Here is a 14,212-nt window from a genome sequence, read left to right on the forward strand (position 1 = left end):
GCTCGGCATTCGTCCTTCTGAGGAAGTTATCCCTCATCTCGATCGGCAAAGGTCCCGCGCACGATGCCGTGGCGCTGGAGTTTGTCGTAGAAAGTCTTGCGCGGAATGCCGAGCGCCTCGATGCTGCGGCGAACGTCGCCGCCATGATCCTTCAACGTCTGGCGGATGATGTCTGCCTCCAGCCTTGCAAGACGATCGGGCAGCGTTCCGCCCTCCGCCGCAACAGACACCGGCAGCGCAGGCGGATCCTCTTCCTGAGCCGGCTCAAGACCAAGCACGAAGCGTTCTGCGAAATGGCTGAGTTCGCGGACATTGCCCGGCCAGTCATGCATGGACAGATGGCGGGTGACGGCTGCCGTGAGATCCGGCACGGTACGACGAAAGCGGGTCGCGGCGCGCTGGGTGAAATAACGGAAGAGAAGCGGCACATCCTCGCGCCGCTCGCGCAACGGCGGAATGAAGAGAGAAACCACGTTCAGCCGATAATAGAGATCCTCGCGAAAATCCCGCCGTTCGGCCGGATCGCCAAGATCGACCTTGGCGGCGGCGACGACGCGGATATCCACCGGGCGCACCTCATTGGTGCCGAGCGGCGTCACCTCGCGCATTTCCAGGACGCGCAGCATCTGAACCTGCGTGCCGGGCGGCATGCTTTCAATCTCGTCCAGAAACAGCGTGCCGCCGCTCGAATGCTCGATGCGACCCACGCGCCGCTTCTGCGCACCGGTAAAGGCCCCCTGTTCGTGGCCGAACAGCTCGCTTTCCATGATCTGTTCTGGCAGCGCGCCACAGTTCAGCGCCACGAAATGGCCCTTGGCGCGGCGGCTCCAGCGGTGCAGAAGGCTTGCCACCACCTCCTTGCCGGTGCCCGTCTCGCCCGTCAGCAGCACATCGACATCGGTATCGGCGATCTGGCGCAACGTGTGCCGCAGCCGCTGCATCACCGGGGTCTGGCCGATGAGAGGCAGTCCCTCCTCCTCCGTCAACTGCGCCTCGCGCAGCCGGCGGTTGTCGAGCACGAGACTGCGTTTTTCGCCCGCCCGCCCCACGCATTGCACCAGCCGGTCGGCAGCAAAGGGTTTGGCAAGGAAATCGTAAGCGCCGTCCCTGATCGCACCGACCGCCATGGGAATATCACCATGACCGGTCACGAGAATGACGGGCAGATCCGCGTCAATGGCGCGAATGCGTGCCAGAAGCTGCAGACCGTCCAGCCGCGGCATACGAATGTCGGAGACGACAACGCCGGAAAAATCCCTGTCGATGGTCTGCAGGGCGTCCAGCGGCGAGGCGAAAGGCCGGACGGCAAAGCCGGCAAGCTCCAGCGTCTGTGCGGTTGCCTTGAGAAGATCCCGGTCATCGTCGATCAGGATGACAGGTATGTGTGAGGTCATGGCCGGGCCCTCCTCAGTTCCACGGTAAATCGGGTGGCGCCAGCCGTGCTTTCCACAGTGATCTGGCCGGCATAATCGCTGACGATGTCCTTGGCGATGACGAGACCAAGGCCGAGGCCAGCCTCCTTGGAGCTGTTGAAGGGCGTGAACAGCTGCTCAAGAATGTCAGGCGGAATGCCCGGACCATTGTCTTCCACCAAAAGCCGCACGGTCTCGTCATCCGCGACGGCGCTGACCCGTACCTGCCCGTCCGGTTGCGTGCCGATCGCTTCCAGCGCGTTCTGGAGGAGATTGATCATCACCTGCTCCAGCCTGAGCCGGCTGCCCACCACGGCAATATCGGGCGATGGAAGGGTAATCGCCAGTGCCTCCATCCGGCCGGCAAACCGGCTTTTCAGCAGCATCACCGCACCGCTGATGACATCCTGCAGGGCCACCGGTCCTGCTGCCGCACGCCCACGCCGTGCCAGCGCCTTCAGATTGTCGGTGATCGCGCCGATCCGCTCGGTCAGGCCGGCGATCTCGCGCAGATTGTCGTCGGCCGGCGCGGTCTGACGGCGCTCCAGAAAGGTCCGCGCATTGTCGGCATAGGCGCGGATCGTGGCCACCGGCTGGTTGATTTCATGCGCGACGCCGGCGGCGACCTGGCCAAGGATCGCCAACCGGTTGGCCTGCACCAGTTGCTGCTGCACCCCCTGCAGGCGCGCTTCGGTGGTCTTGTGATCGGCAATCTCGGCTTCCAGCCGGTCACGGGCACGCGTGAGGTCCAGCGTGCGTTCGGCAACGCGTCGCTCCAGCTCCAGTCGTGCAGCCTGGCCGGCCGCGATGCGCGCCAGCGTCGTCTGCCGCCGCCAGATCCAGAAGGCGACAAGCGCCAGAAGCGGAATGAAGCCGAGCAGGGCGGCAAATTCGGCCTGCCGCAGGCCGGACGCGAGCGCCTGCTCCACCGGCACAAGGTAATGCAGCTGCCATTCGGTGGACGGCACCGGCAACACGAGTTCGATATAGCGCTCCAGCCCCCGGCCGGGCAGCAGCACATCCATCAGCCGGGCGTCAGGGCTCAGCTGCTCCATCGGGATCGTCGGGAGCGGCACCAGCGGCGCCTCGCCGAACTGCAGGCTGGCGCGAATGCCATCGCGCACCGCCGGCGCCAGCGGACCGAGCGTCATGAAACGCCAGGACGGAATGCTGGTGATCAGCACCACCTGCTGGCGGTCGGTAACGAAGGAGGGCCGCGCGGCGCTGATCCAGTCGTTCTCAAGCTGATCGAACTCGGCTTTCACCACCACGACACCGAGCGGATTGCTGGCAGGCCCAACACGGTTGGAGATATAGAGGCCCGGTCGCCGGCTGACGCTGCCCATGGCGAAATGCTCTGCCCTGCCTTCCGCGATGGCGCGGGAGAAATAGGCGCGAAAGCCGTAATCGCTACCGACAAAGCTGGTGGGGTCGCGCCAGTTGCTGGAGGCAACCGCCACCCCATGGCGATCCAGGACATAGAGAACGGAGGCGTTGGTTCCGACGACGAGATCCTCGAGCTTCCGGTTGAGCGCATCGAGGCGGCCGGCTTCGGGGTCACGCAAGGCCTCGGTCACATCACGGTCGCGTGCGAGAATCAGAGGCAGCGAGCGCGGCCGCTCCATCACGGCTCTCAGCAATGCCACCTTCAGACCGGCGTCCACCCGCCCCTGCTGCGTGAGGTCCGCCAGCACACTGCGGGTGGCGTAGTGGCGCGACAGAAAAAGCGTGAGCCCCAGGAGAAGGCAGGCGCAGAGCGCAAAGAGGAACCAGGGACTGCGCAACCCTTGCGCCATCCCCCGCCGCTCTCCTGCACTCTCCAACCCGATTGTCATATCCCACCATGTGCGAAATTCCGCCATGAAGGCAAGGCGAGAATGTGCGAAAAACCGCACATTCTCGCCCTGAACGCATCAAAAGCTATAATTTCTCCTTTTATTTCAAAACCATAGTGGAAATCTGAAACTTGGCACGTCGATTGCTGAAAGGTGTCCATCGTCAAATACCGCCCCGGGAGAGCCATGTTGGTTGGGGCGCGATGGAGGACCCGTAGCATGGACATTCATATGGATGCCGCAACACCGCGCGGCAGGATTCCGCTTTATCGGCAGCTTTACGTGCAGGTTCTGGTGGCGATCGCTGCCGGCATCCTGCTCGGTCACTTCTATCCGGATATCGGCGCAGCACTGAAACCGCTCGGTGACGCCTTCATCCGTCTCGTCAAGATGATCATCGCACCAGTGATCTTCCTGACGGTCGCCACCGGCATTGCCGGCATGTCCGACCTGAAGAAGGTCGGTCGCGTCGCCGGAAAGGCGATGATCTACTTCCTGACCTTCTCGACGCTGGCGCTTGCCGTCGGCATGCTGGTTGCCAATGTGGTGCAGCCGGGTTCCGGCATGCATATCGATCCGGCATCGCTCGATGCCAAGGCCGTTTCGACCTATGCCACCAAGGCGCATGAAACCTCCGTCGTCGGCTTCCTGATGAACATCATCCCGGAAACCATCGTCGGTGCCTTCGCGCAGGGCGATATCCTGCAGGTGCTGTTCTTCTCGGTGCTGTTCGGTATCTCGCTCGCCATGGTCGGCGATCGCGGCAAGCCGGTCACCGATTTCCTGAATGCCGTCACCGCCCCGATCTTCAAGCTGGTCGCGATCCTGATGAAGGCGGCGCCTATCGGCGCCTTCGGCGCCATGGCCTTTACCATCGGCAAATACGGCATCGGCTCGATCGCCAATCTCGCGATGCTGATCGGTACCTTCTACATCACCTCGCTGCTGTTCGTCTTCGTGGTGCTGGGTGCGGTTGCCCGCTACAACGGCTTCTCCATCCTGGCGCTGATCCGCTACATCAAGGAGGAACTGCTGCTGGTTCTCGGCACCTCCTCCTCGGAAGCGGCCCTGCCCGGCCTGATGCAGAAGATGGAACGGGCCGGCTGCAAGCGCTCGGTCGTCGGCCTCGTCATTCCGACCGGCTATTCGTTCAACCTGGACGGCACCAACATCTACATGACGCTGGCCGCCCTGTTCATCGCCCAGGCCACGGATATCCATCTGTCGCTCGGTGACCAGATCCTGCTGCTGCTGGTGGCGATGCTGAGCTCCAAGGGTGCCGCCGGCATCACCGGCGCCGGCTTCATCACGCTGGCAGCGACGCTGTCGGTCGTTCCCTCGGTTCCGGTCGCCGGCATGGCGCTGATCCTCGGCATCGACCGCTTCATGTCGGAATGCCGCGCGCTGACCAATTTCGTCGGCAATGCGGTTGCCACCATCGTCGTCGCCCGCTGGGAAAACGAACTGGATCAGGCAAAGCTTGCCGAGGCTCTAACCGGCCGCCTGCCGGCCGACGCCGCAACCGGTGCGCTGCAGCCGGCGGAGTGAGTTTCCTCCCAGGGAAAGAGGCCGCAAGGTCTCATTCGAAAGGCCCGTCATCAGCCGATGGCGGGCCTTTCGCTTGCGTGCCGGCAACGCTGCGCATCGTCAGGGACCGTTGACCAGCGCCAGGATCAGCTGGTGCACATTGCCGCCGGGGCTAAGCTCCACCCGGTCGAATTCGACATTTTTGGCGCGTTCCACCTTCGACAGGACGCCGAGTTTTGCAGTCAATTGCTGACGGATCTTCTGGCAGTTCGGGTCGTTTTCGACCCTGAGGCCAAGGCTCACATCCTGGATCTGCTGCACCAGAGTCTTGATGAAGCCGCCATGCACCCGCTCATGTGCCTCGACGCCGGCAATGAAGCGCGACCAGCTGGCGGCAACCGCAGGCGGAAGCCGGCTCTCCGGCCGCGGCAGCGTATAGGTGATGACGACCTTCGGCTTTGCCACGGTGATCACGCAGGCATTGCCCTCAACAGCATAGGTGCGCGTCCAGGTCAGCTTGAAGCCGGTATGGGCAATGGCAAGGCCTCCGCCCGCCTTCGGCGCCCGGTCACCGATCGATTCGTAAAGCTTAGCGCCGGTCTGGCCGCTGATGGCATAGGTCTTCACCTGCTCCACCGCCTGCCAGTCCGCAGGCAGCGCCGCTGACGGAAAGGCCAGGAGGAGCGGTGCCAGAAGGTCCAGCCCGCGACGACGTATCCAGACGATCAAACCGAAGCCTCCTGAAGCAACCGACCCCGCTGGACCTTCTCCACTGGTCGGCGGCGCGCATCATAGGAAAGCGGAGCCGGGTGGCAAGGGCATCCAGGCGTATCACCACGGTATCCGGGAGGCTCAGCCGATCGCCATCAGGCTGGCATTGCCACCGGCAGCTGCCGTGTTGATCGAGGTGGACACTTCCTCCAGCAGCCAGTGCAGGCAATAGGCATCCGGTCGGCCCATGGCGTCGGAGGCGGCCGCCTGCGCCAGCACCAGGGGGCCGGGCAAAGCGGCGATGCGCACCATCGCCTGCCGCACGGTATCTGCCTCTCCCTCGATCAATGCGCCGGCAAAAGGCGCATCGGCCGCCCAGTCGCGGGTGAAATCAATCCGCGCCGCAACGGAAGCCGGCAAGGCGGTGAAATCGATCATCCCGGACGCGTGGTCATCCACGACCGCCATGTTTCCCGTGGCGAGCACGGCGGCGAGTTGTGTCATCAGTCCGGCCTCTGTCTTTGGCACGAGCAGGATGCGGCCGCGCGGATGCAGCGCATAGAGGTTCCGCTCTCCGACCGGCCCCGGCAAAGTTCGTTCAAGACCGAGCGCCGACTGACCGCCGATGCTGCGGGCAAGCTCGGCCAGGGCGCCCTGCTGGCGATCCTCCAGCCAGCGCGCCAGCGCAGAGAGGGCCGGATCGACATGCACGGAACTCGTCTGCGGCGGCTCCGGCGCCACCTCGACCAGGCGGCCGAGATAGAGCGGCCCGCCCGCCTTCGGCCCGGTGCCCGAAAGCCCGCGCCCGCCAAAGGGCTGCACGCCGACCACCGCACCAATGACATTGCGGTTCACATAGCGATTGCCGACCTTTATCCGGCTCAGCACATGCGCGATGGTTTCGTCGAGTCGCGTGTGCAGGCCAAAGGTCAGGCCATAGCCGGAGGCGTTGATCTCCTCGATCAGACGATCGAGGCCGGTGCGGCGATAGCGCAGCACATGCAGCACCGGGCCGAACACCTCGCGGGTCAGCGCCTGCAGCGAATCCACCTCGACAATGGCCGGGGCAACGAAGGTGCCGGCGCGCGTCTCCTCCGGCAGCGCCGTGCGATGCACCGGGTAGCCGAGGGCCGCCATGCGCTCAACATGCGCCTCGATGATGTCTCGGGCCTCGGCGGTAATGACCGGGCCGATATCGGTGCTCAGCCGGTCGGTGCGGCCAATCGACAGCTCCAGAAGCGCGCCCTTCAGCATGGTCAGCACCCGATCCGCCACCTCCTCCTGCAGGCAGAGGATGCGCAGCGCCGAGCAGCGCTGGCCGGCGCTGTCGAAGGCCGAGGCGATCACATCGGCGACCACCTGTTCGGCGAGCGCCGAGGAATCGACGATCATGGCGTTCTGGCCGCCGGTTTCGGCAATCAGCGGCACGGGCTTGCCGGATGGCAGCAGTCGCTCTGCGAGAGAGGCCTGGATCAGGCGGGCAACCTCCGTCGAGCCGGTGAACATCACGGCCGAGGTCTGCGGCGCCGAGACCAGCGCCGCGCCGATCCGCCCGTCGCCCGGCAAAAGCTGCAGGGCGGCCCGCGGCACACCGGCCTCATGCAGGATGCGCACGGCCTCGGCAGCAATCAGCGGCGTTTCCTCGGCGGGCTTTGCCAGCACCGGATTGCCGGCAACCAGCGCCGCCGCCACCTGGCCGGTGAAGATCGCCAGCGGAAAATTCCAGGGACTGATGCAGGTGACGGGGCCGAGCGGCCGGTGCACCGGCCCCAGCGTGCGGCGCGCCTGTTCGGCATAATAGCGCAGGAAATCGACAGCCTCGCGCACCTCGGCCACCGCATTGGCGGCCGATTTTCCGGCCTCGCGGATGATGAGCCCGAGCAGATGCGGCATCCGGCCTTCCAGAAGATCCGCCGCCCGGTCCAGGCAGGCGGCCCGCTCGACCGGTGAGACGCCCCCCCAGGCCATGCCGTCTGCGGCAGCCACGGCCACGGCCTGCCGCGCCATGTCTTCGCTGGCCGCCGTGACGGTGCCGACGCGATCGCCATGATCGGCAGGATTGAGCACCGGCGCACTGTCGCCCGATATACCGCCAACGGCAACCAGCGGCGCGGCCTGCCAATCAACAGCAACACTTTCCCGCAGCGCCACCGATAGATCGGCAAGCAGGGCCTCGCTGGCGAGATCGAGCCCGGCAGAATTGCGGCGTCCCGCGCCGAAAAGGTTTTTCGGACGGTCGATCCGGTCATGCGGCGCGCCGGGGGATGCCATGGCCTCCGCGACATCGACCGGATCGGCCACCAGATCCTCCACCGGCACGCTGGCATCGCCGATGCGGTTGACGAAGGAGGAGTTGGCCCCGTTTTCCAGCAGGCGACGCACCAGATAGGCGAGCAATGTTTCATGCGTGCCGACCGGCGCATAGATGCGGCACGGACGGTTCAGGTTGGCCTTGCCGACAACCTCTTCATAGAGCGGCTCGCCCATGCCATGCAGGCACTGGAACTCGTAGGAACCCGGCGTGAAATCCGGCCCGGCCAGATGGTAGATGGTGGCAAGCGTCTGCGCATTGTGGGTGGCGAATTGCGGGAAGATCACATCGCGGGCAGCCAGCAGCTTGCGGGCACAGGCAATATAGGACACATCCGTGTGGACCTTGCGGGTGAAGACGGGAAAATCCTCAAGCCCATCGATCTGCGCCCGCTTGATTTCCGCATCCCAATAGGCGCCCTTGACAAGGCGCACCATCAGCCGATGGCCGGAGCGGCGAGCGATATCGATCACGAAATCGAGGACGAAGGGGCAGCGCTTGCCATAGGCCTGCACCACGAGGCCGATGCCGTTCCAGCCCACCAGCTGTGGATCGAACGCCAGATGCTCGAGCAGGTCGAGCGACAGTTCCAGCCGGTCCGCCTCCTCCGCATCGATGTTGAGCCCGATGTCATAGGTTTTGGCAAGCAGCGCCAGCGCCGCGACGCGCGGCAGAAGCTCTGCCATCACCCGTTCGGCCTGCGCCCGGCTGTAGCGCGGATGCAGCGCCGAAAGCTTGATGGAAATGCCCGGCCCGGCATGGACGCCCCGTCCGCCGGCGGCGCGGCCGATGGCATGGATCGCCGTCTCATAATCGCGGTAGTAGCGTTCCGCATCCGCCCTGGTGGTGGCTGCCTCCCCCAGCATGTCATAGGAGTAGCCGAAGCCCTTGTCTTCCATCGCCTTGGCGCGGCCAAGCGCCTCCTCGATGGTTTCGCCGGTCACAAACTGCTCCCCCATCATCCGCATCGCCATGTCGACGCCGCGGCGGATCACCGGTTCGCCGCAGCGGGCAATCAGCCGCGTGAGCGCCGTCGCAAGGCTGCGATCGTTGACGGTGGCCGTCAGATGCCCGGTCACGACCAGCCCCCAGGTGGCCGCATTGACGAACAGCGAACGACCGCCGCCCAGATGCGACTTCCAGTCACCGGCAGCAATCTTGTCGCGGATCAGCGCATCCCGGGTTGCGGTATCGGGAATGCGCAGCAGTGCCTCCGCCAGACACATCAGGGCGACGCCTTCCTGGCTGGAGAGCGCATATTCGTGCACCAGACCTTCCACTCCGCCGCCACGCGGCTTCTGACGCAGCGCCGTTACCAGCCGGCGCGCCGTCTCCCGGACCGCCGCCTTGTCGTTCTGCGCCAATCGCGCCGCCGATAGCAGCGGCTGCAGGCATTCCGCCTCCGGTCGGCGGCAGGCGGCGGTGATCGCCGCACGCAGGGTCGAGGCCTGCCCCACCGGTGGGGCAAATCGGGCAAAGGGAGCAGAGGAAGCAACGGAGGACGGAGCGCTTTGCAGGGTCATCGCCGGGATCTCGTTCACGACAAGGGGGAATGATGAGATCATACGACAAAAGTCTGATTTCAGCTGTTCTGAATTCATGGTCAAAGCTAGACGAATTCATTATTCTTTGCCGATAAAACCGGAGAAATTGACCATGGATGCAGAGAAAATCGAAGATATCGACGCCTTCGACCTGAAGATTCTCGATGCCGTGGCCGATAATGGCCGCATCTCGGTGACCGATCTGGCCAGCCGGATCGGCCTGTCGAAAACCCCGTGCAATGCCCGCCTGCGGAGGTTGATCGAGGATGGCTACATCCTGGGCTTCCGGGCCATCATCAACCCGCGCAAGCTGGGGCTCGATCACGTCGCCTTTGCCGAGGTGAAGCTGTCGGACACCCGGGAACAGGCGCTGAGTGAATTCAACGCTGCAGTCCACAAGATCAAGGAGGTGGAGGAATGCCACATGATCGCTGGCCGCTTCGATTACCTCCTGAAGGTGCGCACCCAGAATATCCGTCGTTACCGGGAGGTGTTGGGTGAAAAGATCTCCAGCCTGCCGCATGTCGCCAGCACCTCGACCTCTGTCGCGATGCAATCCGTGAAGGAGCGGTAGGGAGCGGAAATTGATCTTTACCAGTTAGGATCGGAATGACGTCGCTTTGGACAAGATTATTGTCCTTTTTCCGACAGATCGTACCATTTTAGGGTAAACTGCCCTCGCCGTTTCCGCGCAAGTCTGGCTGAATATGACGGCTCGCTCCTGGAGGAGTCGAGTTTTCCCCCAGATTGCCCTGCCTTTGGCGGGGCTTTTTTGTTTTCAGCGCCCGCCGTGCACGGTGGGCTGCTGTCGGCGCTGCTCCTTGGAACCGCGACCGACCATGCAGGTCGCGGTCCTTTTCGAATGGTCTCGTCAGAGCACGGCACTGCCGGCCATGAAGGCAAGCACCAGGAAAATGAGGAAGACAACGATGGCGATGAAGAACAGAATCCGCGCCACGGTGGCTGTCGCGGCCGAAATCCCGGAAAAGCCGAGAAAGCCGGAGATCAGCGAGATGACGAAGAAGATGAGTGCCCATTTCAGCATGGTATGATCCTGATCGTTCGGTGAATATATCGCTCAACGTCAGCGACCGCGCCCGGGTTCCACAGGGTCCCTCTCTGAAATCATGGGGAAGGAAGGCGGGCCATCTCGTCGGCTGCGGGATCGAGGCGATGGAACAGCCCGTTTTGTGGTACCCGCAGGATATCTAGCGAAGCACGGTTTTTCCATGCTAGGCACGACCGATGGATGCAATCTGACCTCGGGACGGTTGATTGCTGCATGACATCCCGTCCCGCCGCTGCCCGGCCTTCCTCGCGGGGGAGAGCATGCCGCCAGAATCCGGAGACTTGCCCATGACCTTACATACCGGCGCGCCTGCAGGCACCCGTGGCCTGCTCTTCAGCGGACCTGGCCTCATGCTGTTCGGCATGCTGATGTTTGCCTTGAACGATGCCATGGGGAAATGGCTGGTGGCGAGCTATGGCCTTGGCCAGGTGATCCTGCTGCGCAGCGTGGCAGCGCTGGTGATTCTCGTCCCGTTTCTCTGGAAGGATGGCTGGACGACGCTCCGCGCGGTCGAGCGGCCACGCCTACAGGCTGCCCGGGTCTTCTTCTCGACGCTTGAAATCTTCTGCTTCTACTATGCCGTCATGTCCATGCCGCTCGCCGACGTGATGACCTACTGGCTAGCAGCGCCGATCTATGTCGCAGCACTTTCCCCGCTCCTGCTCGGAGAGAAGGTGGGCTGGCGGCGCTGGAGCGCCATCGCCGTCGGCTTTGTCGGGGTGGTCATCACACTCGAACCCTCGAGCGCGATGTTCACTACGCCTGCCCTGATTTCCATCCTGGGCACTGGCGCCTTCGCCTTCATGCTGCTCTCCGGCCGCAGCCTGCGCAACACGCCGGACAAGGTACTGGTCTTCTTCCAGATTTCCGGCGCGGGGCTGGTCGGGCTGGTGATGGCACCGTTCGACTGGGCACCGCTTGGCAGTCCGGCGGCGCTGATCATGCTCTGCCTGCTCGGCATCATCGCCATGGGCGCGCATATCCTGGTCAACCGTGCGCTGAAAACCTCGGATGCCGCGAGCGTTGCGCCGCTGCAGTATACGCTGCTGATCTGGGCCGTTGTCTTCGGCTTCGTCCTGTTCGGGGAAGTGCCGCGCCTGACCATGGTGATCGGCGCGACGCTGATTGTCGGTTCCGGCCTCTTCATCTTCTTCCGCGAGCAGCAGTTGAAGCGGCGCGACAGGGTGCTGCCCGCAGTTCCCGAATAGGCTTCAGCCCTGCAGGAGACCGCGCCGCGCCAGGTTCTGCATCAAGGCACCGGTGCCGAACTGCCATTCCGGGCAGGCATCGCTGCGATCGACCCAGTTGACAAGACGCCCAAGCTTCGGCGTGGCGATCTCCACACGATCGCCCACCTCATGGGTGAACCCCTGGCCTTGGCCGCGGCGATCCTTCACGGGCGCGAACATGGTGCCAAGGAACAGCATGGCCCCATCCGGATACTGGTGGTTCCTGTTGAGAAGCTGGCGGGAAAGATTGGACGGGGCACGGCTGATCGCCGACATCGCGCTTTCGCCGGTCATCACGAAACCATCGCGCCCCTCGACCAGCAGGGACACCCTTGCGACCTCGAGATCCGACAGCGTAAACGCATCGTCGAACAGGCGGATAAAGGGACCGATCGCCGAGGAGGCATTGTTGTCCTTGGCCTTGCCGAGCAGCAGGGCCGAGCGCCCCTCGACATCGCGCAGGTTGACGTCATTGCCAAGTGTGGCGCCGACGATCACACCGTCGGAGCGGATGGCAAGCACCACTTCCGGCTCCGGATTGTTCCACTCGGACATCGGGTGAATGCCCACGCGCTGGCCGCAGCCGACTGAAGACATCGGCTGCGCCTTGGTAAAGATTTCCGCATCCGGACCGATTCCGACCTCAAGATATTGCGACCATAGGCCCATGTCCTGCAGCAGTGCCTTCACCTTGGCAGCCTGCTCGGACCCGGCAACGACGCCGCGCAGGCTGTCGCCGATCACAGGAGCAAGCTTGGCGCGCACTGCGTCGGCGCGCGAGGCATCGCCACGGGCCTGCTCCTCGATGACGCGCTCCAACATGCTGTCGGCGAAGGTCACGCCCGCAGCCTTCACGGCCTGGAGATCGCAAGGGGCCAGAAGATCGCCCGCCGAACCGTCAAGATAGGCCTCGAGCGGTCCAAGATCCTCATAAGCCTTACCGTGCAGATGCTTGGGGAGATCAGGCAGTTCGAGCAGCATGGACACGGTCGGAGCAAGCGTGTTGAGATCAACCAGCCGTCCATCCCGCACGAGAACGACGCAAGGCCCATCCTTCTGCTTCGACCAGACCCGGCCAATCAGAAGGGCCTCCTCATCCTCCGGCAGAATATCCGCCGCCCGCACGCGCATGTCCATATTCAACACGACCTCCCTTGATGTCAGACCACACCCTCCACGGCGCGGCTTTCTGGATCTAGGACAGATTTGCGGGGATTTCCACGCTGAAGTGGTTTTAGGGAACAGATGTCGATAGGGCGCAATCCGTTCGCCAGGCACCGTCAGGAGCGCCGATGTCAGACCAGAAGCCACTCACGAATACCTCTATGCACTGTGCTGCGCTGTCTATCCCAACAGAAGGGAAATAGACGGCTTGCCACCGTTTCCACACGGGTACAGACTATCGGTCTATTCAAAGCTGCGGTTTTTCATTTCACAAAGGCCAGACTTTTGTCGCCGCAAATGGAAAAATTCATCGATACATTTGATTGAGAGGCTTGTTCGTCTATGGTTCCTGATCGATCTGTCGTAGATCAAAGCAATGGAATGACCGTCCTGGTCTTTCTGAAAAGCCTGGACCTATCGGATGCCGGCGCGCTGAAACACGGGCTTCAGGCGATCTTTCCGGACGCCACCATTGGCACGGATGATCTCATGCCGCCCTATCTGTTCAGAGAGGGCGAGTGTCTCTGCGTCATCATGCACGTCGGCGCGCCCGCGCCGCTGCAACCCTCTGATCCGGAAATCAAGAATGCGCGGCTTTGGCCGAGTGCCTGGGGTGATATCAGAGCACACCGGTCACATCTGATCGTCACGGTGGCTGGCGGTAGTGATCCGGTAAAGCGGGCCTTGCTGGTGCAGCGGCTGCTTGCTGCAATCTTCCAGTCTGGCGATGATGCGATCGGCACGGTGTGCCCCCAGTCAGGCGCTCTTCTTCCGCGAAAAGCTGTTTTGGATCTTGTCGTGCAATCCGACCAGGTCGGCATACCGCTCTTCATCTCCTGCTTCTTTGCCAACGAAAAGAGGAGACTTTTTTCAAAGTCGGGCATCCTGTGCTCCACGAAAGGCCTCTCACAGTTCAACCTCACGGAGGTTGAAGCGCGCCGGTTCGCAGGAACGGTCGCGAATCTGCATCTGTTCGTGTTCGGCTTCTGCAGTTACTTGATCACATCGCGGCCTGACATCCGTGACGGTCATACGATTGGCATCAGCGCAACACAGAAGATACCGGTGAAGATTGAACGATCCCTGTTCTACCCGGATCAGATCTATTCCCTGCAGTTCGCGACCAGGGCTTAGTACGCCACCTCGCAGGGCCAGCAGTCTGAATAGGATGTGCAACAGAACGCTGCGCCATGCGGATCGTTCACATTTTCTCAAGGCTCCGGGTCCAATCGCAATCCCCGCCGATCAACTCGACGAGCTCGAAGTGATGCGCGAGAAGCTCGCTTGCGGAACTCGCCATGACACGAAGAACCCGTGACCTTGCCCCCAAGTTTTATCCAGTTTTGAGTTCGCTCCAGCGGTTTTGTGACGTGCTCCCCGATTTTGGGCCACCGGGAGCTGGAATTTTCC

General features: G+C 63.1%; 10 protein-coding genes. 4 read left to right on the plus strand and 6 right to left on the minus strand.

Going from position 1 to position 14,212, the window contains the following annotated elements; all coding sequences use genetic code 11:
• Positions 1–26 precede the first annotated feature (26 nt).
• Together F3H95_RS25665 and F3H95_RS25670 are read right to left on the minus strand one after the other, a co-directional pair.
• The gene (locus F3H95_RS25665) at positions 27–1,394 is read right to left on the minus strand and encodes a sigma-54 dependent transcriptional regulator (RefSeq protein ID WP_149748042.1); all 1,368 of its coding nucleotides are present in this window, start codon (positions 1,392–1,394) and stop codon (positions 27–29) included.
• Positions 1,391–3,208 (minus strand): ATP-binding protein, encoded by a 1,818-nt coding sequence (locus F3H95_RS25670; protein ID WP_244618143.1) that lies wholly within the window; start codon positions 3,206–3,208, stop codon positions 1,391–1,393. Before F3H95_RS25670 ends, F3H95_RS25665 begins: the two co-directional genes overlap by 4 nt.
• A 258-nt stretch (positions 3,209–3,466) precedes the next feature.
• On the opposite strand from F3H95_RS25670, the gene F3H95_RS25675 reads away from it, so the two are divergent.
• A complete protein-coding gene (locus tag F3H95_RS25675; RefSeq protein ID WP_188134489.1) occupies positions 3,467–4,795 on the plus strand; it encodes a dicarboxylate/amino acid:cation symporter in 1,329 nt (442 codons plus the stop codon).
• 99 nt (positions 4,796–4,894) lie between these two features.
• On the opposite strand, the gene F3H95_RS25680 is transcribed toward F3H95_RS25675, so the two are convergent.
• Together F3H95_RS25680 and putA are read right to left on the minus strand one after the other, a co-directional pair.
• The gene (locus F3H95_RS25680; RefSeq protein WP_149748049.1) at positions 4,895–5,467 is read right to left on the minus strand and encodes a DUF922 domain-containing protein; all 573 of its coding nucleotides are present in this window, start codon (positions 5,465–5,467) and stop codon (positions 4,895–4,897) included.
• Positions 5,468–5,626: 159 nt separating this feature from the next.
• Positions 5,627–9,319, minus strand: a complete 3,693-nt coding sequence (gene putA / locus F3H95_RS25685) for a trifunctional transcriptional regulator/proline dehydrogenase/L-glutamate gamma-semialdehyde dehydrogenase (protein ID WP_149748044.1) — start codon at positions 9,317–9,319, stop codon at positions 5,627–5,629.
• Between the two features lie 133 nt (positions 9,320–9,452).
• Between putA and F3H95_RS25690 the strand changes: the two genes are divergently transcribed.
• Complete coding sequence (locus tag F3H95_RS25690; protein WP_149748045.1) at positions 9,453–9,914, plus strand: Lrp/AsnC ligand binding domain-containing protein; 462 nt, start codon at positions 9,453–9,455, stop codon at positions 9,912–9,914.
• A gap of 297 nt (positions 9,915–10,211) precedes the next feature.
• Here F3H95_RS25690 and F3H95_RS25695 read toward each other — a convergent pair whose 3' ends face one another.
• On the minus strand, positions 10,212–10,385 hold the full coding sequence (locus F3H95_RS25695) for a DUF1328 domain-containing protein (protein ID WP_143125176.1): 174 nt from the start codon (positions 10,383–10,385) through the stop codon (positions 10,212–10,214).
• A gap of 311 nt (positions 10,386–10,696) precedes the next feature.
• Between F3H95_RS25695 and F3H95_RS25700 the strand changes: the two genes are divergently transcribed.
• Positions 10,697–11,617, plus strand: a complete 921-nt coding sequence (locus tag F3H95_RS25700) for a DMT family transporter (protein WP_188134490.1) — start codon at positions 10,697–10,699, stop codon at positions 11,615–11,617.
• A 3-nt stretch (positions 11,618–11,620) separates the two neighbouring features.
• Here F3H95_RS25700 and F3H95_RS25705 read toward each other — a convergent pair whose 3' ends face one another.
• Positions 11,621–12,775: a fumarylacetoacetate hydrolase family protein gene (locus F3H95_RS25705; protein ID WP_149748050.1), complete on the minus strand. Its 1,155-nt coding sequence runs from the start codon at positions 12,773–12,775 to the stop codon at positions 11,621–11,623.
• Between the two features lie 408 nt (positions 12,776–13,183).
• Between F3H95_RS25705 and F3H95_RS25710 the strand changes: the two genes are divergently transcribed.
• The gene (locus tag F3H95_RS25710; RefSeq protein ID WP_188134491.1) at positions 13,184–13,936 is read left to right on the plus strand and encodes a DUF4261 domain-containing protein; all 753 of its coding nucleotides are present in this window, start codon (positions 13,184–13,186) and stop codon (positions 13,934–13,936) included.
• The last annotated feature ends 276 nt before the right edge of the window (positions 13,937–14,212 follow it).

Origin of the sequence: Rhizobium sp. RU35A (genome assembly GCF_900156005.1) — a bacterium.
In the GTDB taxonomy this organism is placed as follows: domain Bacteria; phylum Pseudomonadota; class Alphaproteobacteria; order Rhizobiales; family Rhizobiaceae; genus Neorhizobium; species Neorhizobium straminoryzae.

What these genes read in the sequence shown, in the direction of transcription:
- F3H95_RS25665 (WP_149748042.1), bottom strand. Translation starts at nt 1,394, where the DNA reads ATGACCTCACACATACCTGTCATCCTGATCGACGATGACCGGGATCTT.
- F3H95_RS25670 (WP_244618143.1), bottom strand. Translation starts at nt 3,208, where the DNA reads ATGGCGCAAGGGTTGCGCAGTCCCTGGTTCCTCTTTGCGCTCTGCGCC.
- F3H95_RS25675 (WP_188134489.1), top strand. Translation starts at nt 3,467, where the DNA reads ATGGACATTCATATGGATGCCGCAACACCGCGCGGCAGGATTCCGCTT.
- putA (WP_149748044.1), bottom strand. Translation starts at nt 9,319, where the DNA reads ATGACCCTGCAAAGCGCTCCGTCCTCCGTTGCTTCCTCTGCTCCCTTT.
- F3H95_RS25690 (WP_149748045.1), top strand. Translation starts at nt 9,453, where the DNA reads ATGGATGCAGAGAAAATCGAAGATATCGACGCCTTCGACCTGAAGATT.
- F3H95_RS25695 (WP_143125176.1), bottom strand. Translation starts at nt 10,385, where the DNA reads ATGCTGAAATGGGCACTCATCTTCTTCGTCATCTCGCTGATCTCCGGC.
- F3H95_RS25700 (WP_188134490.1), top strand. Translation starts at nt 10,697, where the DNA reads ATGACCTTACATACCGGCGCGCCTGCAGGCACCCGTGGCCTGCTCTTC.
- F3H95_RS25705 (WP_149748050.1), bottom strand. Translation starts at nt 12,775, where the DNA reads ATGGACATGCGCGTGCGGGCGGCGGATATTCTGCCGGAGGATGAGGAG.
- F3H95_RS25710 (WP_188134491.1), top strand. Translation starts at nt 13,184, where the DNA reads ATGACCGTCCTGGTCTTTCTGAAAAGCCTGGACCTATCGGATGCCGGC.